Origin of the sequence: Micromonospora sp. WMMA1363 (assembly GCF_030345795.1) — a bacterium.
Taxonomy (GTDB): domain Bacteria; phylum Actinomycetota; class Actinomycetes; order Mycobacteriales; family Micromonosporaceae; genus Micromonospora.
Map to the genome: position 1 here is coordinate 5701477 of NZ_JAUALB010000001.1, position 26659 is coordinate 5728135.

Annotated in this window: 3 protein-coding genes; all 3 read left to right on the plus strand. The window is 74.0% G+C overall.

Going from position 1 to position 26659, the window contains the following annotated elements:
* Position 1: 1 nt before the first annotated feature.
* Genes QTQ03_RS26695 through QTQ03_RS26705 form a run of 3 tightly spaced genes read left to right on the plus strand, consistent with a single transcriptional unit; the run spans position 2 to position 26656 of the window.
* Complete coding sequence (locus QTQ03_RS26695; RefSeq protein WP_289280429.1) at positions 2-15772, plus strand: type I polyketide synthase; 15771 nt, start codon at positions 2-4, stop codon at positions 15770-15772.
* A 45-nt stretch (positions 15773-15817) separates the two neighbouring features.
* Positions 15818-21253: a type I polyketide synthase gene (locus QTQ03_RS26700; protein WP_289280430.1), complete on the plus strand. Its 5436-nt coding sequence runs from the start codon at positions 15818-15820 to the stop codon at positions 21251-21253.
* 36 nt (positions 21254-21289) lie between these two features.
* A complete protein-coding gene (locus QTQ03_RS26705) occupies positions 21290-26656 on the plus strand; it encodes a type I polyketide synthase (RefSeq protein WP_289280431.1) in 5367 nt (1788 codons plus the stop codon).
* Positions 26657-26659 lie beyond the last annotated feature (3 nt).

A 26659-nucleotide genomic window follows, 5' to 3' on the forward strand; every position in this document is an offset into this window, starting at 1 on the left:
TATGTCGGCGCCAGACGAGCAGATCGTCCAGGCACTGCGTGCCTCGCTGAAGGAGAACGCACGGCTTCAGCAGGAGAACGACGCGTTCGCCGCCGCGGCCGCGGAGCCCATCGCGATCGTCTCCATGGCCTGCCGGTACGCGGGCGGCATCCGTAGCCCCGAGGACCTGTGGCGGGTGGTGACCGACGGCACCGACGTCTACACCGGTTTCCCCACCAACCGCGGCTGGGACCTGGAGGGCCTCTACCACCCGGACCCGGACAACCCCGGTACGACCTATGTCCGGGAAGGCGCCTTCCTGCACGATGCCGGGCAGTTCGACGCCGCGTTCTTCGGGATCTCGCCGCGCGAGGCCCTGGCGATGGACCCGCAGCAGCGGCAGCTGCTCGAGGTGGCGTGGGAGACCTTCGAGCGGGCCGGCGTCGACCCCCACTCGGTGCGGGGCGGCGACGTCGGCGTGTTCGCCGGGATCGTGCACCAGGACTACGCGCCCGACCTCAGCGGGCACGAGGGGTTCCTGAGCCTGGAGCGCGCGCTCGGCACCGCGGGTGGGGTCGCCTCCGGCCGGGTCGCGTACACGCTCGGGCTCGAAGGGCCAGCGGTGACCGTCGACACCATGTGCTCGTCGTCGCTGGTGGCCGTTCACCTGGCCGCGCAGGCGCTGCGCCGCGGTGAGTGCTCGATGGCGCTGGCCGGCGGCTCGACGGTGATGGCGACACCCGGCGGTTTCGTCGGTTTCGCGCGACAGCGAGGACTGGCCTTCGACGGGCGTTGCAAGTCGTACGCCGCGGGCGCGGACGGCTCGTCGTGGGCCGAGGGCGTCGGCGTGCTGCTGCTGGAGCGCCTGTCGGTGGCCCGGGAGCGGGGGCACCGGGTATTGGCGGTGATCCGCGGCAGCGCGGTCAACCAGGACGGCGCCTCCAACGGCCTGACCGCGCCGAACGGTCCGTCGCAGCAGCGGGTGATCCGCAAGGCGCTGGCGAGTGCCGGGCTGGATCCGTCCGAGGTGGACACGGTCGAGGGTCATGGCACCGGTACCGTCCTGGGGGACCCGATCGAGGCGCAAGCCCTGATCGCCACGTACGGGCAGGGCCGGGATCCGCAGCATCCGCTGTGGCTCGGCTCGGTCAAGTCCGTCATCGGGCACACCCAGGCGGCATCCGGGGTGGCCGGTGTGATCAAGACGGTGCTGGCACTGCGCCACCGACTGTTGCCGGCGACCCGGCACGTCGACGCGCCCACGCCCCAGGTGGACTGGTCCGCCGGCGCCGTCGAGCTGTTGACCGAGGCCCGTGACTGGCCGCGCGACGGTCGTCCGCGCCGGGCTGGTGTGTCGTCGTTCGGTGCCAGCGGCACCAACGCGCACCTGATCCTGGAGGAAGCGCCGGAGGACGAGACGGCGCCGGCGGAGTCGACACCGACCGGGGTCGTTCCGTTGGTGGTGTCGGCGAACACCGCCGCGTCGCTCGCGGCGCAGGCGGTGCGGCTGGCGTCCTTCGTCGAGGGCGCCGAGGTGCCGCTGGCCCAGCTGGCCGGGGCGCTGGTGTCGGGTCGCGCCACGTTGGCCGAACGCGCCGTGGTGGTCGCCGGTTCGGTCGGCGAGGCAACGACCGGCTTCGCCGCGCTGGCTGCCGGCGGGACCGCGCCGGGGTTGGTGACCGGATCCGGCGCGCCGGGCAAGGTCGTGTGGGTGTTCCCGGGCCAGGGCACGCAGTGGGTCGGCATGGGCCGGGAGCTGCTGGACTCGTCCGTGGTGTTCGCGGAGCGGATCGCGGAGTGCGCGGCCGAGTTGGAGCGATGGGTCGACTGGTCCCTCGTGGACGTGCTGCGCGGCGACGCCGATCCGGCGCTGATGAAGCGGGTCGATGTGCTGCAGCCGGCCAGCTTCGCGGTGATGGTCGGTCTGGCCGCGGTGTGGGCGTCGGTGGGTGTCCAGCCCGACGCGGTGGTCGGCCACTCGCAGGGTGAGATCGCCGCGGCCTGCGTCGCTGGCGCGCTGCCGCTCAGGGACGCGGCGCGGGTGGTGGCGTTGCGCAGCCAGGCGATCGCCGCGACGCTGTCCGGACGCGGGGGAATGGCCTCGGTCGCCCTGGGTGAGAGCGAGGTGACCGAGCGACTGACCCCCTGGGCCGACCGGGTCGAGGTGGCGGCCGTGAACGGCCCGTCGTCCGTGGTGATCGCCGGCGACGCCGATGCGCTCGACGACGCCCTGGACCTCCTCGACGACCAGGGGGTCCGGGTGCGGCGCGTCGCGGTGGACTACGCCTCGCACACCCGGCACGTCGAAGACCTCCGCGACACCCTCGCCGACGCGCTGGCCGGGATCGGTGCGCGGGCGCCGGAGGTGCCCTTCTACTCGACCGTGACCGGTGGGTGGATCCAGGGCGCCGGGGTGGTGGACAGCGGCTACTGGTACCGCAACCTGCGTGGTCAGGTGCGGTTCGGGCCGGCGGTCGCGGACCTGATCGCGCAGGGGCACGGCGTGTTCGTCGAGATCAGCGCCCACCCGGTGCTGGTCCAGCCGATCAGCGAGATCGTCGACCGGGTCGGCTCCGACGTCGTGGTCACCGGGTCGCTGCGGCGCGACGAGGGCGGCCCGCGGCGCCTGTTGACGTCGATGGCCGAGCTGTTCGTCCGGGGTGTCGCGCTGGACTGGGCCGCGATCCTGCCCAGCGGGGCGACCTCGGCGCACGTCGACCTGCCGACGTACGCGTTCGACCACCAGCACTACTGGCTCCGGATGGCCGATTCGGCCACCGACGCGGCGTCGTTGGGGCTGGTCGGGGCCGATCATCCGCTGCTGGGAGCGGTGTTGCCGCTACCGCAGTCCGACGGGCTGGTCTTCACCTCGCGCCTGTCGTTGCGGACGCACCCCTGGCTGGCCGACCACGCGATCGGCGGCGTGGTCCTCGTCCCCGGCACGGTATACGTCGATCTGGCGGTGCGGGCGGGCGACGAGTTCGGCTTCGGCGTCCTGGAAGAACTCGTGATCGAGGCGCCGCTCGTGCTGCCCGAGAACGGCGGGGTCCGGCTCCAGGTCGCCGTCGGTGGACCGGGGGAGACCGGGTCGCGCCCGGTCGCCGTGTACTCGCTCCGGGAGGATGGTGCCGACGAGTGGACCCGGCACGCCGTGGGCCTGCTGTCGACCACGGCGACACCGGCAACCGGATTCGACTTCACTGTCTGGCCTCCGCAGGGCGTGCGGCAGGTCGACATCGAGGGCTTCTACACCGACCTCGTCGAGCGTGGCTACGCCTACGGGCCGGCGTTCCAGGGGCTACGCGCGGTGTGGCGCCGGGGAGACGAGGTGTTCGCCGAGGTCGCGCTCCCCGACGACCACCGGGAGGACGCCGGCACGTTCGGCATCCACCCGGCGCTGCTGGACGCCGCCCTGCACACCAACGCCTTCGCCAACCCCGACGACGACCGCAAGGTGCTGCCGTTCGCGTGGAACGGGCTCGTGCTGCACGCCGTGGGCGCGGCGGCGCTCCGCGTGCGGGTCGCGCCGTCGGGTCCGGACGCGTTGTCGTTCCAGGCGGCCGACGACACCGGCGCCCTGGTCGTGACGATGGACTCGCTCGTGTCGCTGCCGGTCTCCGCCGAACAGCTGGAGACGGCGGCGGAGGAGAGCCGCGACTCGCTGTTCCGGGTGGAGTGGGTCGAGCTGCCGCCGGCCACCGGGGAGGAGCCGGCCTCGCCCTGGGTGCCGGTGGCCACGGCGGCCGACGTGGCGGCCCTGACCCGGAGCACGAGCGTCGCCTCGACGGCCGTCCTGCACGCCGTCGGCGACGACGACGGGCCGCTGGCGTTGACCACGCGGGTGCTCGCGGTCGTGCAGGCCTGGTTGACCGGGGAAGGGCTGGAGGACTCGCGGCTGGTGGTCGTGACCCGGGGCGCGGTGCCCGCGGGTGACGGTGCGGTGCGCGATCCCGCCGGTGCGGCGGTCTGGGGCCTGCTGCGGGCCGCCCAGGCCGAGAACCCGAACCGGATCGTCCTGGTCGACACCGACCCCGCCGGCCCGGACCCGATGCTGGCTGCGGCACTGGCCAGCGGCGAACCGCAGCTCGCGGTACGCGGGACGACCCTGCGCGCGCCCCGACTGGCGCAGGCCGGCGGCCAGGCGCCCGACGCGCCGGCCGTGTTCCGCCCGGAGGGGCGGGTGCTGGTCACGGGTGGCACCGGGTCACTGGGCGCCGTGCTCGCGCGGCATCTGGTGTCCCGGCACGGCGTACGCCGGCTGGTGCTGGCCGGTCGGCGGGGGACCGCCGGTCAGGGTGTGGCGGAGCTGGTCGCCGAACTGACCGAGCGGGGCGCGGACGTGTCGGTGGCCGCCTGCGACGTGTCCGACCGGGAATCGGTCGCGGCTCTGCTGGCCGAGCATCAGCCGACCGCGATCGTGCATCTGGCGGGTGTCCTGGACGACGGTGTGATCGGTGCGTTGACCCCCGAGCGGCTGGCCGGGGTGTTCGCGCCCAAGGTCGACGCGGTCCGGCACCTCGACGAGCTGACCCGTGGCTCGGAGCTCGACGCGTTCGTCGTGTTCTCGTCGGCCGCCGCCCTCATGGGCTCCGCCGGGCAGGGCAACTACGCCGCGGCGAACGCGTTCCTGGACGGGGTGATGGCGCAGCGCAGGGCGGCCGGGCTGCCCGGACTGTCGTTGGCGTGGGGGCTGTGGGAGCAGGCCACCGGGCTGACCGCCCACCTCAGCGCCGTGGACCAGGCGCGGATGAGCCGCGGCGGCGTCCTGGCGCTGACCCCCGCCGAGGGCGTCACCCTGTTCGACATCGGCCTCTGCACCGACCAGGCGCTGCTGGTGCCGATCAAGCTGGACCTGAAGGCGCTGCGTGCCCAGGCCGCGGCCGGCGGGGACGTCCCGCACCTGCTGCGCGGCCTGGTCCGGGTGGGGCGGCGGGTGGCGCGCGCGGCGGCCGGTGACAGCGGCGGACTGCTCCGCAGGCTCGCTGGGCTGGCTCCGGAGGAGCAGGAGAAGCTCCTCATCGGCATCGTCCAGGCCGAGGCGGCCGGCGTGCTCGGTTTCCGTGGGCCGGAGCTGACCCAGGGCACCCACAAGTTCACCGAGATCGGTTTCGACTCCCTGACCGCGGTGGAACTGCGCAACCGGCTGAGCGCGGCGACCGGCGTGAAGCTGCCCGCCACGCTGATCTTCGACTACCCCACCCCGGTGGCCCTGGCCGGTTACCTGCGGGGCGAACTGGGTGACACGGTGGCCGGCGCCGCGACCACGGTCACCGTTGCCGCCGACCTCGACGAGCCGATCGCGATCGTGGGGATGGCGTGCCGACTGCCCGGTGGTGTCACCGATCCCGACGATCTGTGGCGGATGGTGTTCGACGGCCGGGACGGGATGTCGCCGTTCCCCGACGACCGCGGCTGGGACCTGGACGGCCTGTTCGACGCCGACCCCGACCGCCCCGGCACGTCCTACATCCGGCAGGGGGGCTTCCTCGCGGGCGCGGGGCTGTTCGACGCCGGGTTCTTCGGGATCTCCCCGCGTGAGGCGCTGGCGATGGACCCGCAGCAGCGGTTGCTGCTCGAGGCCTCGTGGGAGGCCCTGGAACAGGCGGGCGTCGACCCGACCTCGGTGCAGGGCGGCGACGTCGGCGTCTTCTCCGGCGTGTCCATCCACGACTATCTCGAGTCGCTGAGCAACATGCCGGCTGAACTCGAGGGCTTCGTCACGACAGCCACGGCCGGCAGCGTGGCCTCGGGCCGGGTGTCGTACGTGTTCGGTTTCGAGGGTCCCGCGATGACCGTCGACACAGCGTGCTCGTCGTCGCTGGTGGCGACGCACCTCGCCGCCCAGGCGCTGCGGCAGGGTGAGTGCTCGATGGCGCTGGCCGGCGGCGTCGCCGTGATGGGATCACCGGTCGGCGTGCTCGGCATGTCCCGGCAGCGCGGGCTGGCCCCGGACGGGCGCTGCAAGGCTTTCTCCGCGGACGCGGACGGCACGGTGCTGTCCGAGGGCGTCGCCGTGGTGGTGCTGGAACGGCTGTCGGTGGCCCGGGAGCGGGGGCACCAGGTGTTGGCGGTGATCCGCGGCAGCGCGGTGAACCAGGACGGCGCCTCCAACGGCCTGACCGCGCCGAACGGCCCGTCGCAGCAGCGGGTGATCCGCAGCGCGCTCGCCAACGCCGGACTGTCGGCGTCCGAGGTGGACGCGGTCGAGGCCCACGGGACGGGTACCTCCCTGGGCGACCCGATCGAAGCCCAGGCGCTGCTGGCCACCTACGGCCGGGACCGCGACCCGGACCACCCGTTGTGGCTGGGCTCGCTGAAGTCGAACGTCGGTCACACCCAGGCGGCCGCGGGCGTGGCGAGCGTGATCAAGATGGTGCAGGCACTGCGGCACGGCGTTCTGCCGCCAACCCTGCATGTCGCCGAGCCCACGCACCAGGTCGACTGGTCCGCCGGTGCCGTCGAGTTGCTGACCGAGGCGCGCGACTGGTCGCCCAACGGCCGCCCCCGCCGGGTGGGCGTGTCGTCGTTCGGGATCAGCGGCACGAACGCGCACCTCATCATCGAGGAGGCACCGGCCGACGACGTCCCGGCCGTCCCGGCACAGGACGTTCCGGACGGCGTGGTGCCGCTGGTGGTGTCGGCACGTAGCGCCGCCTCGCTGACGGGCCAGGCCGGCCGGCTGGCGGCGTTCCTCTCCGGCGAGGCAGGGGTGCCCCTGGGGCGGGTGGCGGGCGCCCTGCTGTCGACCCGGGCGGCGCTGGCTGATCGCGCCGTCGTGGTGGCGGGCTCGACAGCGGAGGCGCTGGCCGGGCTCGACGCGCTGGCCCGCGGCGAGAGCGGGGCCGGTGTGGTGACCGGCAGCGCGGGCGGGTGGGGCGGACTGGTGTGGGTGTTCCCGGGCCAGGGGACCCAGTGGGTCGGCATGGGCCGGGAACTGCTGGACTCGTCCCCGGTGTTCGCCGAACGGATCACCGAGTGCGCCGCCGCGTTGCAGCCGTGGGTCGACTGGTCCCTGGTGGACGTGCTGCGCGGCCACGCCGACCCCGAGCTGACGGACCGGGTCGACGTGCTGCAGCCGGCCAGCTTCGCCGTCATGGTGGGTCTCGCTGCGGTGTGGTCGTCGGTGGGCGTGGTGCCCGACGCGGTGCTCGGCCACTCGCAGGGCGAGATCGCCGCGGCGTGCGTCGCGGGGGCGTTGTCGCTGGAGGACGCCGCGCGGGTGGTGGCCCTGCGCAGCCAGGCCATCGCCACCCGGTTGTCCGGACGCGGTGGCATGGCGTCGGTGGCCCTCGGCGAGGACGAGGCCGCCGCCCGGTTGGCCCCGTGGGCCGGTCGGGTCGAGGTCGCCGCCGTCAACGGTCCCTCCTCGGTGGTGATCGCCGGCGACGCCGAAGCGCTGGCCGAGGCCGTGGTGGCGCTGGGCGGCCGGCGGGTGGCGGTGGACTACGCGTCGCACACCCGGCAGGTCGAGGACATCGAGGACACGCTGGCCGAGACGCTGGCGGGGATCAACGCGCAGGCGCCGGCGGTGCCCTTCTACTCCACGGTCAGCGGCGAGTGGATCAGGGACGCCGGGGTCGTCGACGGCGGGTACTGGTACCGCAACCTGCGTAACCAGGTGCGGTTCGGTCCGGCCGTCGCCGACCTGGTCGGCCAGGGACACGGGGTGTTCGTGGAGGTGAGCGCGCACCCGGTGCTGGTCCAGCCGATCACCGACGTCGTCGACGGCATCGAGGCCGATGGTCTGGTGACCGGCACCCTGCGGCGCGACGACGGTGGCGTACGTCGGCTGATGACGTCGATGGCCGAGCTGTTCGTCCGTGGTGTGCCGGTGGACTGGAGCGGTCTGCTGCCGCCGGTCACCGGACGGGTGGAGCTGCCGACGTACGCGTTCGACCACCGGCACTACTGGCTGCACACGGCGGTTGCGACGGACGCGCCGTCGCTGGGTCTGGCCGGCGCCGATCACCCGATGCTCGGCGCGGTGGTGCGGCTGCCGCAGTCGGACGGGTTGGTCTTCACGTCGCGGTTGTCGTTGCGGTCCCACCCGTGGCTGGCGGATCACGAGGTCGGTGGCGAGGTGGTGGTCCCGGGTGCCGGACTGGTCGAGTTGGCCGTGCGCGCCGGTGACGAAGCCGGCTGCCCGGTCCTGGCCGAGCTGGCGATCGAGACTCCGCTCGTCGTCCCCGCCCACGGAGGCGTGCGGGTGCAGGTCGCCCTGAGCGGGCCCCGCGAGAACGGCGTCCGCGCGGTGGACGTCTACGCCCTGCGCGAGGACACCTCCGACGACGGGTGGACGCGACACGCCACCGGCGTGCTGTCGAACACGCCTGGGACGCAGGACCCGTTCGACGTGACCGCCTGGCCGCCCCCCGGTGCGCGCAGCGTCGACGTCGAGGCGCTCTACGCCGACCTGGCCGGGCACGGTTTCGCGTACGGGCAGTCGTTCCAGGCCGTGCGGGCGGCGTGGCAGCGGGACGGGGAGGTCTTCGTCGACGTCGCCCTGCCCGAGGACCGCGGCGGGGAGGCGACGGCGTTCGGCGTCCACCCCGCGTTGCTGGACGCGGCCCTGCACCCGGCCCTGCTGGACGCGAACGAGGACGGGCCGCAGCCAGGACAGCCGCTGGACTGGCGCGGTGTGGTGCTGCACGCCGTGGGCGCGTCGGCGCTGCGGGTACGGCTGGCGCCCGTCGGCGCCGACAGCCTGGCGCTGGCCGCGGTCGACGAGACCGGCGCCCTGGTCGTCACCGTGGACTCGCTCCGCTTCCGGGCGGCGCCCACCGAGGAGTCGGCTGCCGCCGGGGCGGGCACGACACCCGTCAACTCGCTGTTCCAGGTGGAGTGGACCGAGCTGCCCGACGGTGCGGGAGCACCGGCTGTGTCCTGGGCACCGGTCACCACCGCCGAGGACGTGACCGCACTGACCGACGCGCCCGCGGCGGTGGTCCTCGACGCGGCCGGTGCGGATGACGCCCTGACGGCGACCGCGCGGGTGCTGGAGGTCGTGCGGGCCTGGCTGACCGGATCCGGGGTGGAGGACTCGCGGCTGGTGGTCGTGACCCGCGGTGCGGTACCCGCCGGTGACGGCACGGTGACGGAGCCGGCCGCGGCGGCGGTGTGGGGGCTCGTGCGTGCCGCCCAGGGCGAGAACCCGGACCGGATCATCCTGTTGGACCTGGATCCGACCGCCGGCGAGGGCGCGGAATCCGTGCTCGGCGCGGTTTTGGCCAGTGGTGAGCCGCAGGTCGCGGTGCGCGGAACGACCCGCTCCGTGCCGCGGCTCGCCCGCGTCGCGCGGACCACCGACGCGCCGGCCGTGTTCGACCCGGCGGGTACGGTCCTGGTCTCGGGTGCCGGCGCGCTGGGTGCGCTGGTCGCCCGGCACCTGGTGACCCGGCATGGCGTGCGCCGTCTGGTGCTGGCCAGCCGGCGGGGTTCGGCCGCCGAGGGGATGGCCGAGCTGGTCGCCGAGCTGTCCGAGCGGGGTGCGGACGTGTCGGTGGTCGCCTGTGACATGTCCGAGCGGGCTGAGGTGGCGGCCCTGCTGGCGGCGCACCGCCCGAGCGCCGTCGTGCACACGGCGGGCGTGCTGGACGCGGGCGTGATCGAGACGGTCACGCCGGAGAAGCTGGCCCGGGTGTTCGCGCCGAAGGTGGACGCGGTGCGGCATCTGGACGAGTTGACTCGTGACCTGCGGCTGGACGCGTTCGTCGTCTACTCGTCGGTGTCGGCGGTGTTCATGGGCGCCGGTAGCGGCAGTTACGCGGCGGCGAACGCGTTCCTGGACGGGCTGATGGCTCACCGCCGGTCGCTGGGCCTGCCGGGGTTGTCGCTGGCGTGGGGTTTGTGGGACCAGGCCACCGGCATGGCGGCCGGCACCGACGAGTTGACCAGAGCGCGGATGAACCGGCGGGGCGGACTCCAGTTGATGAGCCAGGCCGAGGGCCTGGAGCTGTTCGACGCCGCCCTCGGCGCGGAGCAGGCGTTGCTGGTGCCCGCGAAGCTCGATCTGCGCGTGGTCCGCGCCGACGCCGCCGCGGGCGGTGCGGTGCCGCACATGCTGCGCGGTCTGGTCGGCGCGGGCCGGCGGCAGGCGCGCTCGGGCGGCGCTGGCGGGAAACGCGGCCGGCTCGCCGAGCGGCTGGCCGGGTTGACCCCGGCGGATCAGCTGTCCCTGCTGCTGGATCTGGTTCGCGGCCAGGTCGCGGCCGTGCTCGGGCACTCCGGTGCCGGAGCGGTCCGGGCGGACGCGGCGTTCAAGGAGGCCGGGTTCGACTCGTTGACGTCGGTGGAGCTGCGTAACCGGCTGCGGGAGGCGACCGGTCTGAAGCTGCCCGCCACCCTGGTGTTCGACCACCCGAACCCACAGGTCCTGGCCCGCCACCTGCGCGACGAACTGGGCGATGCGGTGCCGACGACGGTGCCGCCGCCTGTCCTGGCCGCCGACCCCGAGGAGCCGATCGCCGTCGTGGGCATGGCATGCCGGCTACCCGGCGGGGTGGCCGGGCCGGCGGACCTGTGGCGGTTGGTGGCCGAGCGCCGGGACGCGGTGTCCGGGTTCCCCACCGACCGCGGCTGGGACCTGGAGGGTCTGTTCGACCCCGACCCCGAACGTCCGGGTACGTCGTACACCAGTCGGGGCGGATTCCTGCACGAGGCGGGGCTGTTCGACGCGGCTTTCTTCGGGATTTCGCCGCGGGAGGCGCTGGCGATGGACCCGCAGCAGCGGTTGCTGCTCGAGACGTCGTGGGAGGCGCTGGAGGCGACCGGCGTCGACGCGACCTCGCTGAAGGGAAGCGACGTCGGCGTCTTCACCGGCGTCTTCGGCCAGGGCTACGTCGCGCCGGGGGCCGACGCGGTCACGCCGGAACTGGAGGGCTTCGCCGGCACCGGCGGGTCGTCGAGCGTGGCGTCGGGCCGGGTGTCCTACGTCTTCGGCTTCGAGGGACCGGCGATCACGATCGACACGGCCTGTTCGTCCTCGCTGGTGGCCATCCACCTGGCCGCGCAGGCGCTGCGGCGGGGTGACTGCTCGATGGCGCTGGCCGGCGGCGCGACCGTCATGGCGAATCCGGGCGCCTTCGTCGAGTTCTCTCGGCAGCGGGGTCTGGCCGTGGACGGGCGCTGCAAGGCGTTCGCCGCCGCGGCCGACGGTACCGGCTGGGCCGAGGGCGTCGGCGTGGTGGTCCTCGAACGCCTGTCGGTGGCGCGGGATCGCGGGCACACCGTCCTGGCAGTGCTCCGGGGCAGCGCGGTGAACCAGGACGGGGCCTCCAACGGGCTGACGGCACCGAACGGTCCGTCGCAGCAGCGGGTGATCCGCCGGGCACTGGCCGACGCCGGACTGGCGCCGTCCGAGGTGGACGTGGTGGAGGCGCACGGCACCGGCACCGCGCTGGGTGACCCGATCGAGGCGCAGGCGCTGCTGGCCACGTACGGCCGGGACCGTGATCCCGGCAAACCGTTGTGGCTGGGGTCGTTGAAGTCGAACATCGGACACGCCCAGGCGGCCGCGGGCGTGGCCGGCGTGATCAAGATCGTGCAGGCGTTGCGGCACGGGATGTTGCCGGCGACGCTGCACGTGGACGCGCCCACGCCCGAGGTGGACTGGTCCGCCGGCGCGGTGGAGCTGTTGACGGAGGCGCGGGACTGGCCGCGGAACGGCCGCCCTCGTCGGGCCGGGGTGTCCGCGTTCGGTGTCAGCGGCACGAACGCGCACCTCATCCTGGAGGAAGCGCCGCAGAAGGCCGCCCCCGACCCCGGGCAGGAAGCGTCCCCGGACGTGCTGCCCGTGCTGGTGTCGGCGCGCAGCGGCACCTCGCTGGCGGCGCAGGCGGGCCGGCTCGCCGAGTATCTCGACGGCGCCGGGGACGTGCCGCTGGCGAGCGTGGCCGGGGCACTGGTGTCCGGTCGGGCTGCGTTGAGCGAGCGTGCCGTGGTGGTGGCGGGCTCCCGGGCCGAGGCGACGGCGGGGCTCGCGGCGCTGGCTCGCGGCGAGCACGCGGCCGGCGTGGTCACCGGCCGGGCGGGCACGCCGGGCAAGGTCGTGTGGGTGTTCCCGGGTCAGGGCACGCAGTGGGCCGGGATGGGCCGGGAGCTGCTGGACTCGTCGCCGGTGTTCGCCGGGCGGATCGCCGAGTGCGCGGCCGCGTTGCAGCCGTGGGTGGACTGGCAGCTGATCGACGTGCTGCGCGGCGAGGTCGAGCCCGAGGTACTGGACCGGGTCGACGTGCTGCAGCCGGCCAGCTTCGCCATGATGGTCGGCCTGGCTGCGGTGTGGCGGTCGGGCGGGCTGCGGCCGGACGCCGTCGTCGGCCACTCCCAGGGCGAGATCGCCGCCGCCTGCGTGGCTGGCGCGCTGTCGCTGCAGGACGCGGCGCGGGTGGTGGCGTTGCGCAGTCGGGCCATCGCCACGGCGCTGTCCGGACGCGGTGGCATGGCGTCGGTCGCGCTCCGCGAGGACGAGGCGGTCGCACGGTTGGCGCCGTGGGCGGACCTGGTCCAGGTCGCCGCGGTCAACAGTCCCACCTCCGTGGTGGTCGCGGGCGACGCCCGCGCCCTGGACGAGGCGCTCGGGTCGCTGGCGGGTGACGGCGTCCGGGTGCGGCGGGTGGCGGTCGACTACGGCTCGCACACCAGCCAGGTGGAGGCGCTCCACGACCTGCTCGCCGAGTCGCTGGCGGACGTACGGGCTCAGGCGCCGAGGGTGCCCTTCTACTCGACCGTGACCGGTGACTGGATCCGCGAGGCCGGGGTCGTGGACGGCGGGTACTGGTACCGGAACCTGCGGAGCCAGGTGCGGTTCGGGCCGGCCGTCGCGGATCTCATCGGTCAGGACCACGGCGTGTTCGTCGAGATCAGCGCCCATCCGGTGCTGGTCCAGCCGATCAGCGAGATCGTGGACGACGCCGATGTCGTGGTGACGGGTTCGGTGCGTCGGGACGACGGTGGCCTGCGGCGGCTGCTGACCTCGATGGCCGAGTTGTTCGTCCGGGGCGTGGCGGTGGACTGGACCAGCGTGCTGCCGCCGGTGACCGAGCGGGTGGAACTGCCGACCTACGCCTTCGAGCACCGGCACTACTGGCTGCGCCAGCCCACCGGCACGGCCACCGACGCGACGTCGCTGGGACAGGCCGCGGCCGACCACCCGCTGCTGGGCGCGGTGGTGCAGCTGCCGCGATCGGACGGCATGGTATTCACGTCGCTGCTGTCGGTGCGGTCGCATCCGTGGCTGGCCGACCACGCGGTCGGCGGGGTCGTGATCCTTCCCGGTAGCGGGTTGGTGGAGCTGGCCGTGCGCGCCGGTGACGAGGTCGGCTGCTCGGTGCTGGACGAGCTGCTGATCGAGGCGCCGCTGGTGGTGCCCGAGCGGGGCGGTGTGCGCGTGCAGGTGGCCCTGAGCGGACCAGGTGCGGACGGGGTGTGCACGGTGGAGGTGTACTCCCGGCGCGACGGCGGGGCGGGCGCGTGGACACGGCACGCCACCGGCGCGCTGTCGGCGACACCGAGCGGCAGCGGCACCGGGTTCGACTTCACCGCCTGGCCGCCGCGGGACGCGGTACCGGTCGACATCGAGGACTTCTACGCCGACCTGGCTGAGCGCGGCTACGGCTACGGCCCCGCGTTCCGGGGTCTGCGTGCGGTGTGGCGGCGGGGCGACGAGGTGTTCGCCGAGGTCGCTCTGCCCGAGGACCGGCGGGCGGAGGCGGGCGGGTTCGGCGTCCACCCGGCGTTGCTGGACGCCGCGCTGCAGGCCGCCACGGCCGGCGACACGGCGCGGCAGCCGGGCGAGGCGGTGCTCGCGTTCGCCTGGAACGGGCTCGTGCTGCACGCCGCCGGTGCCGCGGCGTTGCGGGTGCGGCTGGCGCCGCAAGGGCCGGATGCGCTGGCCGTCGAGGCGGCCGACGAAACCGGTGGGCCGGTGCTGACGATGGACTCGCTGGTGTCCCGCCCGGTGTCGGTGGCGCACCTGGAAGCCGCGGCGCACGACGTCCGCGACTCGGTGTTCCGGGTGGACTGGGCCGAGCTGCCCGCGAGCGCCGCCCAGCCGATGTCGTCGTGGGCGCCGGTGGACACGGCCGACGAGGTGCGGGCGTTGGCCCAGGGCGGTGACCTGCCACCGGTGGCGGTCGTCGACGCCGCCGGCGGCGACGGTCCGCTCGCGGTGACCTCCCGGGTGTTGGAGGTCGTGCAGGCGTGGTTGGCCGCACCCCGGCTGGAGGAGGTACGCCTGGTCGTCCGCACCCGGGGCGCCGTACCCGCCGGTGGCGATCATTTGGTGACCGACCCGGCCGCCGCGGCGGTGTGGGGACTGGTCCGCTCCGCGCAGGCCGAGAACCCGGACCGGATCGTCCTGCTGGACGCCGACCCGGCTACCGGGGCCGGGTCGGATCTGGTGCTCGCGGTCGGTGAGCCGCAGCTCGCCGTGCGCGGGAGCGCCCTGTCCGTTCCTCGACTGGCCCGGACCGGCGGCCAGCTCCAGCAGCTCCCCGTGGACTTCCGGCCGGACGGGACGGTTCTGGTCTCGGGCGCCGGCGCGCTGGGCGGCCTGGTGGCCCGGCACCTGGTGACGCGGTACGGCGTGCGCCGGCTGGTGCTGGCCAGCCGGCGCGGGCGGGCCGCCGACGGTGTGGCCGAGCTGGTCGCCGACCTGACCGGGCAGGGTGCCGATGTGTCAGTGGTCGCCTGCGACCTGTCCGACCGGGTCCAGGTCGCGGCCCTGTTGGCCGAGCACGCGGTGACCGGTGTCGTGCACACGGCCGGGGTGTTCGACGACGGGTTGATCGGTGGCCTCACCCGGGAGCGGCTGGCCGGGGTGTTCGCGTCCAAGGTCGACGCGGTGCGGCACCTGGACGAGCTGACCCGGGGCCTGGACCTGGACGTGTTCGTGGTGTTCTCGTCGGTCGCGGGCGTGGTCGGTGGCGGTGGCCAGGGCAGCTACGCGGCGGCGAACGCGTTCCTGGACGCGGCGATGTCCCACCGGCGCGCGGCCGGCCTGCCTGCGCTGTCGCTGGCGTGGGGCCTGTGGGAGCGGGGCATCGGCATGGCCACCCACCTCAGCGTCGTCGACCAGGCGCGGGCGAGCCGCGGTGGCGTCCTGGAGCTGAGCCGGGCCGAGGGGCTGGGCATGTTCGACGCCGCGCTGTGCCTGGACCAGGCGCTGCTGGTGCCGCTCAAGCTGGACCCGAAAGCGATGCGGGCGGACGCCGCAGCCGGTGGCGCGGTGCCGTCGCTGCTGCGCGGTCTGGTGCGCCCGGGCAGGCAACCGGCACGGGCGGCGGTCGCGGCGGGCGACAGCCTGGCCCGCTCGCTCGCCGGGCTCCCACCGGCCGACCAGGAAGCGCGGCTTCTGGACGTGGTCCGTGCTCAGGTCGCGGTCGTGCTGGGGCACGCGGACCCGCGGGACGTACGCGCGGACACCGCGTTCAAGGACGTCGGGTTCGACTCGTTGACGTCGGTGGAGCTGCGCAACCGGCTGCGTGAGGCGACCGGGTTGAAGCTGCCGCCCACGCTGGTGTTCGACTATCCGAACCCGCTGGTGCTCGCCGGCTACCTGCGCACGCGACTGTGCCCGGACAACGCTGGGCCCGGCGCGGGCGCAGACGCGGACGAGGCGCGGCTGCGACAGGCCCTCGCGTCGGTCCCGCTGGCGCGGTTGCGGGCGGCGGGACTCGTCGACGCCCTGCTCGAACTGGCCGCCACGGGCGAGCCGGACGGCGGCGTCGGGGACGAGCCGGCGGTCGCCGACCTGGACGTCGACGACCTCGTGGAACTGGTGCTCGGCGGTGAGTAGCCCCGTGCGGACCGGCATCTGCTACCGAGTGATGGGGGGCATCTGGTGAGTGCGTCGTATGAGAGGGTCGTTGAGGCGCTGCGCCGGTCGGCGGCCGAGGTCGGCGAGCTGAAGAAGCGTAACCGCCAGCTCCTCGGCGCGTCCCGTGAGCCGATCGCCATCGTCGGGACGGCCTGCCGGCTGCCGGGTGGCGTAACCGGGCCCGCGGACCTGTGGCGGCTGGTGTCCGAAGGCCGGGACGCGGTGTCGGGCTTCCCGACGGACCGGGGCTGGGACCTGGAGACCCTGTTCGATCCGGACCCCGACCACCCGGGCACCTCGTACGTCAGCCGGGGCGGTTTCCTGTCCGAGGCGGGGCTGTTCGACGCGGGGTTCTTCGGGATCTCGCCGCGGGAGGCGTTGGCCATGGACCCGCAGCAGCGGCTGCTGCTGGAAGCCGCGTGGGAGACCTTCGAGAACGCCGCCGTCGATCCGACGTCGCTGAAGGGCGATGACGTCGGCGTGTTCGTCGGGGCGGCCCCGCAGGGCTACGGATCCGGTCCGATCGGGCCGGAGATGCAGAGCTTCGCGGGCACCGGGCTGGCGTCGAGCGTGGCCTCGGGCCGGGTGTCGTACGTGTTCGGTTTCGAGGGACCCGCGGTGACCATCGACACCGCGTGTTCGTCGTCGTTGGTGGCGATGCACCTCGCGGCGCAGGCGCTGCGGCAGGGCGACTGCTCGTTGGCGCTGGCGGGCGGCGTGATGGTGATGTCCAGCCCCAACTCCTTCGTGGTGTTCTCCCGGCAGCGGGGGTTGGCCGCCGACGGGCGGTGCAAGGCGTACGCGGACGGCGCGGACGGGATGGGTCTGGCCGAGGGGGTCGGGTTGGTGCTGCTTGAGCGGCTGTCGGTGGCTCGGGAGCGTGGGCATCGGGTTCTGGCGGTGCTGCGGGGCAGTGCGGTGAACCAGGATGGCGCGTCGAACGGGTTGACGGCGCCGAATGGGCCGTCCCAGCAGCGGGTGATCCGTGCGGCGTTGCTCAACGCCGGGTTGGCGCCGTCCGAGGTGGATGTGGTCGAGGGGCATGGTACGGGTACGTCCCTGGGTGACCCGATCGAGGCGCAGGCGTTGCTGGCGACCTACGGCCAGGGCCGCGATCCCGGGAAACCACTGTGGTTGGGGTCGTTGAAGTCGAACGTCGGCCATGCGCAGGCCGCCGCAGGAGTGGCCAGCGTGATCAAGATGGTGCAGGCGCTGCGGCACGGGGTCATGCCGCTGAGCCTGCACATCGACGCTCCCAGCACCGGGGTGGACTGGTCGGCGGGGGCGGTGCGGCTGCTGACCGAGGCACGCCGGTGGCCGCGCGACGGACGCCCGCGCCGAGTCGGTGTGTCGTCGTTCGGGGTCAGCGGCACCAACGCTCACCTGATCATCGAGGAGGCGCCCGAGGAGACCGCCGACGAGATACCGGCCCACGGTGTGGTGCCACTCGTCGTGTCGGCTCGCAGCGCGGTGTCGCTGGCCGGCCAGGCGGATCGGCTGGCCGCGTTCGTCAAGACGGCGGCGGTGCCGCTGGCGGGCGTGGCCGGCGCGTTGGTCTCGGGCCGGGCGATGCTGGGCGATCGTGCCGTGGTGGTGGCCGGCTCGGTCGACGACGCGTTGACCGGGCTCGGTGCGCTTGCCCGCGGCGCGGACGCCGCCGGCGTGGTGACCGGCAGCGCCGGCGCGCCGGGCAAGGTGGTGTGGGTGTTCCCGGGTCAGGGTTCGCAGTGGGTCGGCATGGGTCGGGAGTTGCTGGGCTCCTCGCCGGTTTTCGCCAAGCGGATGTCGGAGTGTGCCGACGCCCTGGCGCCGTGGATTGACTGGTCGCTGGTGGACGTGCTGCGCGGCGAGGCCACTCCCGCGGTGCTGGACCGGGTCGACGTGGTGCAGCCGGCGAGCTTCGCGGTGATGGTGGGTCTGGCGGCGGTGTGGGCGTCGGTGGGTGTCGTTCCCGATGCCGTGTTGGGCCACTCGCAGGGGGAGATCGCGGCGGCCTGTGTGGCGGGGGCATTGTCCCTCGAGGATGCCGCCCGGGTGGTGGCGTTGCGTAGCCGAGCCATCGCCGTGGCGCTGTCCGGCCGGGGTGGGATGGTCTCGGTCGCGTTGAGCGAGGACGAGGCGGCCGCGCGGTTGCGTCCGTGGGCGGATCAGGTCGAGGTGGCGGCGGTGAACAGCCCGTCGTCGGTGGTTGTCGCCGGTGACGCCCGGGCGTTGGACGAGGCGCTGGCGTCGTTGGCGGGCCAGGGCGTCCGGGTGCGGCGGGTGGCGGTGGACTACGCGTCGCACACCCGGCACGTGGCGGACATCCGCGACGACCTCGCCGAGGCGCTGGCGGGGATCGTGGCGCAGGCGCCGGTGGTGCCGTTCCGCTCGACGGTGACCGGGGAGTGGATCCGGGAGGCCGGAGTCCTGGACGGCGGGTACTGGTACCGGAACCTGCGCGAGCAGGTCCGGTTCGCCCCGGCGGTGGCCGACCTGCTCGACCGGCGGTTCGGCACCTTCCTCGAGGTGAGTGCGCACCCGGTGCTGGTCCAGCCGATCAGCGAGATCGTCGACGACACCGACGTCGCGGTGACGGGAACGCTGCGTCGGGACGACGGTGGCCCGCGCCGGCTGCTCACCGCCATGGCCGAGCTGTTCGTCCACGGCGTACCCGTGGACTGGACCGCGATGCTGCCGGCCGGGGCGGCGTCGGCGCGGGTGGAGTTGCCGACCTATGCCTTCGACCACCGGCACTACTGGCTCCGGACGGCCGAGGCGGCGACCGATGCGGCCTCGCTGGGCCAGTCCGTGACGGATCATCCGCTGTTGAGCGCGGTCGTGCCGTTGCCCACGTCGGACGGGGCGGTGTTCACCTCGTGCCTGTCGTTGCGCTCGCAGCCGTGGCTGGCCGATCACGCGATCGGTGGTGTGGTGCTCTTTCCCGGCACCGGCCTCGTCGAGCTGGCCCTGCGTGCCGGCGACGAGATCGGTTGCCCGGTGCTGAACGAACTCGTGACGGAGGCTCCGCTGGTGGTGCCCGAGCACGGCGGCGTTCGGCTCCAGGTCGCGGTCGGCGGACCGGACGACACCGGCGCGCGTCCCGTGGATGTGTACTCGCTGCGCGAGGACGGCGCCGACGAGTGGACGCGGCACGCCACCGGTGTGCTGTCGGCGGCGGCGCCCGGTGACACCGGCACCGGGTTCGACTTCGCGGCGTGGCCGCCCTCGGGCGCGCAGCGGGTCGAGGTCGGCGACCTCTACCCCGACCTGGCCGAGCGTGGTTACGCGTACGGGCCCGCGTTCCAGGGGGTGCGTGCGGTGTGGCGGCGGGGTCAGGAGGTGTTCGCCGAGGTCGCCCTGCCCGAGGAGCACCGTGGGGACGCCGCCGGGTACGGCATCCACCCCGCGTTGCTGGACGCGGCCCTGCAGACCGGCACCGTCGCCGCCGCGGCGGCCGGGACGGACGAGCAACCGGGACGGGCGGTGATGCCGTTCGCGTGGAACAGGCTCGTGCTGCACGCCGTGGGCGCGTCGGCGTTGCGGGTCCGGGTCGCGCCGGCCGGTCCCGACGCGATGACCGTCGAGGCCGCCGACCAGACCGGCGGCCCCGTCCTGACGATGGACTCGTTGGTGTTGCGGGCCGTGCCCACCGAACCGGCGGACCCGGCTGGTGTCGGCTCGCTGTTCCAGGTCGACTGGGTCGAACTACCCGCGGTCGCGGGGCAGCCGTCGCCGTCGTGGGTGGCGGTGGCCACCGCCGACGACGTGGCCGCCCTGACCGATTCGCCGGCGGTGGCGGTCCTGACGGCGGTCGGCGAAGGGGACGCGTTGGCCGTGACGTCGCGGGTCCTGTCGGTCGTGCAGCAGTGGTTGGCGGCAGCCGAACTGGACGGGTCGCGGCTCGTGGTGGTCACCCGGGGCGCGGTGCCCGCCGGCGACGGCGTGGTCAGCGATCCCGCCGCGTCGGCGGTGTGGGGTCTGGTACGTGCCGCGCAGGCCGAGAACCCGGACCGGTTCGTGCTGCTGGACTGCGATCCGGCCGCCACCGACGGACCGGAGGCGGTGCTGGGTGCGGTGCTGGCCAGTGCCGAACCGCAGGTCGCGGCGCGCGGGCTGACCCTGTCCGTACCGCGCCTCGCCCGCGCCACCCGGGCCGTGGACTCCCCGGCCGGGTTTGGCCCGGACTCGACGGTGCTGGTCTCGGGCGCCGGGTCGTTGGGTGCGTTGGCGGCCCGCCGCCTGGTCGCCCGGCACGGTGTGCGGCGGTTGGTGCTGGCCAGCCGCCGGGGCCGCGACGCCGACGGGGTGGCGGACCTGGTCGCCGAGTTGACCGGGCTGGGCGCCGACGTGTCGGTACGGGCCTGTGACCTGGCCGACCGGGCTCAGGTGGCGGCCCTGCTGGCGGAGCAGGGTCCGACTGCCGTCGTACACACGGCGGGCGTGTTCGACGCCGGGGTGGTCGGGGCGTTGACCCCGGACAAGCTAGCCAGGGTGTTCGCACCGAAGGTCGATGCGGTACGGCATCTGGACGAGCTGACCCGCGCCCTCGCCCTCGACGCGTTCGTCGTCTACTCGTCCGCCTCATCGATCTTCATGGGCGCGGGCAGCGGCGGCTACGCGGCCGCCAACGCGTACCTGGACGGCCTGATGGCGCACCGCAGGGCGGCGGGCCTGCCGGGCCTGTCGCTGGCCTGGGGACCGTGGCAGCAACTCACCGGTATGGCGGACACCATCGACGACCTCACCCTGGACCGGATGAGCCGGCGTGAGGGGCGCGGGGGAGTGCTGGGTCTCGGGTCCGAGGACGGCATGGATCTGTTCGACGCCGCCCTGGCTTGCGAACCGGCGCTGCTGGTGCCGGTCGAGCTGGACCTGCGGCAGGTGCGTGCGGAGGCCGCCGTCGGCGGCGTACCGCACCTGCTGCGCGGCCTGGTCCGGATGGGTCGGCAGTCGGCGCGGGCGGTGTCCGGTGGGGACGGTGGGCTGGCCCGCCGGCTCGCCGAACTCGCACCGGCCGGCCGGGAGGCACTGCTGTTGGACCTGGTGCGTGCCCAGGTCGCGGTCGTGCTCGGGCACGCCGATGCGGGCGCCGTTCGGGCGGACGCGGCGTTCAAGGACGCCGGCTTCGACTCGCTCACGTCGGTGGAGCTGCGCAACCGGCTGCGCGAGGCGACCGGCCTGAAACTGCCGGCCACCCTGGTGTTCGACTACCCGAACGCGCAGGCTCTCGCCCGGTTCTTGCGTGCTGAACTCGCCGTCGACGAGATGTCCGCGGTCGACTCCGTACTGGCCGATCTCGCCGGCCTGGAGTCGGCGATCGGGTCCGTGGCCGACGACGAGGCCCGCGAGCGGATCACCGTGCGCCTGCGGGACCTGCTGGCCGCGGCCGAGGCGGCTGCCGATCCGGACCCGTCCGACGACGACCTCGACGCGGCCAGTGACGAGGAGCTTTTCGCGCTCGTCGACCGCTTCGCCTGACCACCGCACACGGACATCTCCTGGGAGCTGAGTTCAATGGCTGACGAGGTACAACTCCGCGACTACCTCAAGAGGGCCATCGGCGACGCCCGCGACGCCCGCAGGCGGCTGCGCGAGGTCGAGGACCAGGCGCGGGAGCCGGTGGCCATCGTCGGGATGGCCTGTCGGTACCCGGGCGGCGTGTCCTCGCCGGAGGACCTGTGGCACGTGGTGGCGAACGGGGTCGACGCCGTCGCCGGTTTTCCCACCGACCGCGGCTGGGACCTCGCGGCCCTGTTCGACCCGGACCCCGACCGCCCGGGCACCTCGTACACGAGCCAGGGCGGCTTCCTCGACGGCGCGGGCCTGTTCGACGCCGGGCTCTTCGGGATCTCGCCGCGGGAGGCGCTGGCGATGGACCCGCAGCAGCGGTTGTTGCTGGAGACCTCCTGGGAGGCGGTGGAACGGGCGGGAATCGACCCGTTGTCCTGGAGGGGTAGCGACATCGGTGTGTTCGCCGGGCTGTCCAGCCAGGGCTACGGGGCCGGCTCCGGCCGCCAGGTCGCACCGGAGTTGGAGGGTTTCGCGGGTACGGGTGCCGCTCCGTGCATCGCGACCGGCCGGGTGTCGTACGTGCTCGGTTTCGAGGGACCCGCGGTGACGGTGGACACGGGGTGTTCGTCGTCGTTGGTGGCGATGCACCTGGCCGTGCAGGCGCTGCGGCAGGGTGAGTGCTCGGCTGCGCTGGCGGGCGGCGTGATGGTGATGGCCCAGCCCGGCTCCTTCCTGTCGTTCTCCCGGCAGCGGGGGTTGGCCGCCGACGGGCGGTGCAAGGCGTACGCGGACGGCGCGGACGGGATGGGTCTGGCCGAGGGGGTCGGGTTGGTGCTGCTTGAGCGGCTGTCGGTGGCTCGGGAGCGTGGGCATCGGGTTCTGGCGGTGCTGCGGGGCAGTGCGGTGAACCAGGATGGCGCGTCGAACGGGTTGACGGCGCCGAATGGGCCGTCCCAGCAGCGGGTGATCCGTGCGGCGTTGCTCAACGCCGGGTTGGCGCCGTCCGAGGTGGATGTGGTCGAGGGGCATGGTACGGGTACGTCCCTGGGTGACCCGATCGAGGCGCAGGCGTTGCTGGCGACCTACGGCCAGGGCCGCGATCCCGGGAAACCACTGTGGCTCGGTTCGGTGAAGTCGAACATCGGGCACACCCAGGCGGCGGCGGGCGTGGCCGGCGTGATCAAGATGGTGCAGGCGCTGCGACACGGCGTCCTACCGGCGACGCTGCACGTGCAGCGGCCCACCACGGAGGTCGACTGGTCCACGGGCGAGGTGGAGTTGCTCACCGGGGCGCGCGAGTGGCCAGCGGGTGAGCGCCCGCGCCGGGCGGGGGTGTCGTCGTTCGGGATCAGTGGGACCAACGCGCACCTGATCCTCGAGGAGGCGCCCGAGGAACCGGAGCCGGCCGCGGGGACGCTTCCCGACGGGGTGCTGCCGCTGGTCGTGTCGGCGCGCAGCACCGGGGCGTTGACCGGGCAGGCCGACCGGCTCGCGTCGTATCTCGGATCGGGTACCGCGTCGCTGGCGGGCGTGGCCGGCGCGTTGGTCTCGGGCCGGGCGATGCTGGGCGATCGTGCCGTGGTGGTGGCCGGCTCGGTCGACGACGCGTTGACCGGGCTCGGTGCGCTTGCCCGCGGCGCGGACGCCGCCGGCGTGGTGACCGGCAGCGCCGGCGCGCCGGGCAAGGTGGTGTGGGTGTTCCCGGGTCAGGGTTCGCAGTGGGTCGGCATGGGTCGGGAGTTGCTGGGCTCCTCGCCGGTTTTCGCCAAGCGGATGTCGGAGTGTGCCGACGCCCTGGCGCCGTGGATTGACTGGTCGCTGGTGGACGTGCTGCGCGGCGAGGCCACTCCCGCGGTGCTGGACCGGGTCGACGTGGTGCAGCCGGCGAGCTTCGCGGTGATGGTGGGTCTGGCGGCGGTGTGGGCGTCGGTGGGTGTCGTTCCCGATGCCGTGTTGGGCCACTCGCAGGGGGAGATCGCGGCGGCCTGTGTGGCGGGGGCATTGTCCCTCGAGGATGCCGCCCGGGTGGTGGCGTTGCGTAGCCGAGCCATCGCCGTGGCGCTGTCCGGCCGGGGTGGGATGGTCTCGGTCGCGTTGAGCGAGGACGAGGCGGCCGCGCGGTTGCGTCCGTGGGCGGATCAGGTCGAGGTGGCGGCGGTGAACAGCCCGTCGTCGGTGGTTGTCGCCGGTGACGCCCGGGCGTTGGACGAGGCGCTGGCGTCGTTGGCGGGCCAGGGCGTCCGGGTGCGGCGGGTGGCGGTGGACTACGCGTCGCACACCCGGCACGTGGCGGACATCCGCGACGACCTCGCCGAGGCGCTGGCGGGGATCGTGGCGCAGGCGCCGGTGGTGCCGTTCCGCTCGACGGTGACCGGGGAGTGGATCCGGGAGGCCGGAGTCCTGGACGGCGGGTACTGGTACCGGAACCTGCGCGAGCAGGTCCGGTTCGCCCCGGCGGTGGCCGACCTGCTCGACCGGCGGTTCGGCACCTTCCTCGAGGTGAGTGCGCACCCGGTGCTGGTCCAGCCGATCAGCGAGATCGTCGACGACACCGACGTCGCGGTGACGGGAACGCTGCGTCGGGACGACGGTGGCCCGCGCCGGCTGCTCACCGCCATGGCCGAGCTGTTCGTCCACGGCGTCTCCGTCGACTGGAACGGCGTTCTTCCGCCGGTCTCGGGCCACGTCGAGCTGCCCACCTACGCCTTCGACCACCAGCACTTCTGGCTCCAGACCGAGGAGTCGGCGACCGACCCGGCCTCGTTCGGTCTGTCGGCGACGGACCACCCGCTGTTGGCAGCGACGGTCCAACTGCCCCGATCCGACGGCCGGGTGTTCACCGCGCGTTTGTCGCCACGGTCGCATCCCTGGCTGGCCGATCACGTCGTCGACGGGGTCGTGCTCCTGCCCGGCAGCGCGCTGGTGGAGTTGGCGGTGCGGGCCGGCGACGAGGTGGGGTGTCCGGTACTGGACGAACTCACGACGGAGTCGCCGCTGGTGGTGCCCGAGCACGGCGCGGTCCGCGTGCAGGTGGCGCTGAGCGGGCCTGGGGAGGGCGGCGCGCGGACGGTGGACGTGTACGCCCAGCGTGAGGGCGCGCACGGGTGGACGCGGCATGCCACCGGTGTCCTCTCCGCCGGACAGCCGCCGGTCCCCGATGTCGACTTCACGGCGTGGCCGCCACCGGGTGCCCGGCCGGTCGAGGTGGCGGACTTCTACCCCGACCTGATCGAGCGGGGACACGCCCACGGGCCCGCGTTCCAGGCCCTGCGGGCCCTGTGGCAGCGGGGCGAGGAGGTGTTCGCCGAAGTCGCCCTGCCGGACGACACGGGTACGGCGGCGGGCAGCTTCGGGGTTCATCCCGCTTTGCTGGACGCGGCCCTGCAGCCGATGCTGCGCGGCGCGGGAGGAGATCAAGACGAGCCGCGGCTGCCGCTCGACTGGGCGGGGCTGGCGCTGCACGGTGTCGGCGCGTCGGCGCTGCGGGTGCGGCTGGTGCCCGGCGGGGCCGGCACCGTCTCGCTGGGGGCGGCCGACGGGACCGGTGGCCTGGTGGTCACGGCCGACTCGGTCACCTTCCGACCGGTGTCCGTCGAGAAGCTCGCGGCGACGACGGGTATCCATGACTCGCTGTTCCGGATGGAGTGGACCCGGCTGACGGCGACGGCGGCGGAGCCGGTCGACGGTCGGCCCGACGTCGAGATCCTGGAGGTGGCCGGCGAGCACGACGTCCTTGCCGCGGTCTCGCGGGCGTTGGCCGCGCTGCAGGCCTGGCTGGCCAGGCCGGAGGAGTCGCGGTTGGTGGTCGTGACCCGGGGTGCGGTGCCCGTTGGCGACGGGGTGGTGGCTGACCCGACCGGGGCGGCCGTGTGGGGTCTGACGCGTTCGGCCCAGGCCGAGAACCCGGGCCGGATCACCCTGCTGGATCTCGATCCCGACGGTCCCGTCGAACACCTGCTGGGATCGGTGCTGGCGAGCGCGGAACCGCAGGTCGCGGCCCGCGGCGGCGCCCTGTTCGTCCCGCGCCTGGCCCGGACCGGCGAACAGGTGCGGAAGGCCCAGGCCGGGTTCGGTCCGCACGGGGCGGTGCTGGTCTCCGGCGCGGGCGGGCTCGGCGCCGTGGTGGCCCGGCACCTGGTGGTCCGGCACGGTGTGCGGCGTCTCGTGCTGGCCAGCAGGCGGGGTCCGGACGCCGACGGCAGCGCTGACCTGGTCGCGGAGTTGACGCGGCTCGGTGCCGAGGTATCGGTCGTCGCCTGTGACCTGTCCGACCGGGACGAGGTGTCCGCCCTGCTGGCGAGGCACCGCCCGGCGGGTGTCGTGCACACGGCGGGTGTTCTCGACGACGGTGTGACCGCGGCGTTGACTCCGGAGCGGTTGGCGAGGGTGTTCGCGCCCAAGGTCGACGCCGTGCGGCATCTCGACGAGCTGACCCGCGAGATGGACCTCGACGCGTTCGTGGTGTTCTCGTCCGGGTCGGGTGTGTTCGGCTCTCCCGGGCAGGGCAACTACGCGGCGGCGAACGCCTTCCTCGACGCCGCGATGGCGAACCGCCGGGCGGGCGGCCTACCGGGGTTGTCGTTGGCGTGGGGGCTGTGGGAGCGGGCCACGGGCATGACCGCGAACCTCGGTGGCGCGGACCAGGCACGCATGAGCCGCGGCGGCGTGCGGGCCATGACGGTGGCGGAGGGCATGGACCTGTTCGACGCGGCGCTGACGTCCGAGCAGGCATTGCTGGTGCCGGTCAAACTCGACCTCCGGGAGGTGCGTGCCGGCGGCACGGTGCCGCATCTGCTGCGCGGTCTGGTGCGGCCAGGCCGGCAGCAGGCGCGGGCTGCGGCCGACGGGGACGGTGGGCTGGCTCAGCGGCTCGCCGGACTGACTCCGGCGGAGCAGGAGACGCTGCTGCTGGACCTGGTGCGCGGCCAGGTCGCGGTGGTGCTCGGGTACTCCGGCGCGGCGGCCGTCCGGGCGGACGGGGCGTTCAAGGACGCCGGATTCGATTCGTTGACGTCACTGGAGCTGCGCAACCGGCTGCGTGCGGCGACCGGCCTGAAGCTGCCGGCCACGATGGCTTTCGACTACCCGACCCCGTACGCCCTGGCACGTCACCTGCGCGACGAGTTCGGGACCGGCGGTGACGCGCTCACCCGGGTCACCGCCCGGATCGAGGAGCTCGAGTCGCTGATCGGCGGCCTCGCCCTCGACGGGTCCGCGAGATCCGCCCTCACGCTGCGACTGCAGGGGCTGGTGGCCAGGTGCAACGGAGTCCGCGAGCAGGCGGACGGGGCCTCGGTGGCGGAACAGCTCGAGTCGGCGTCCGCCGACGACGTCCTCGACTTCATCGACGCGGAACTCGGCCTCACCTGACCC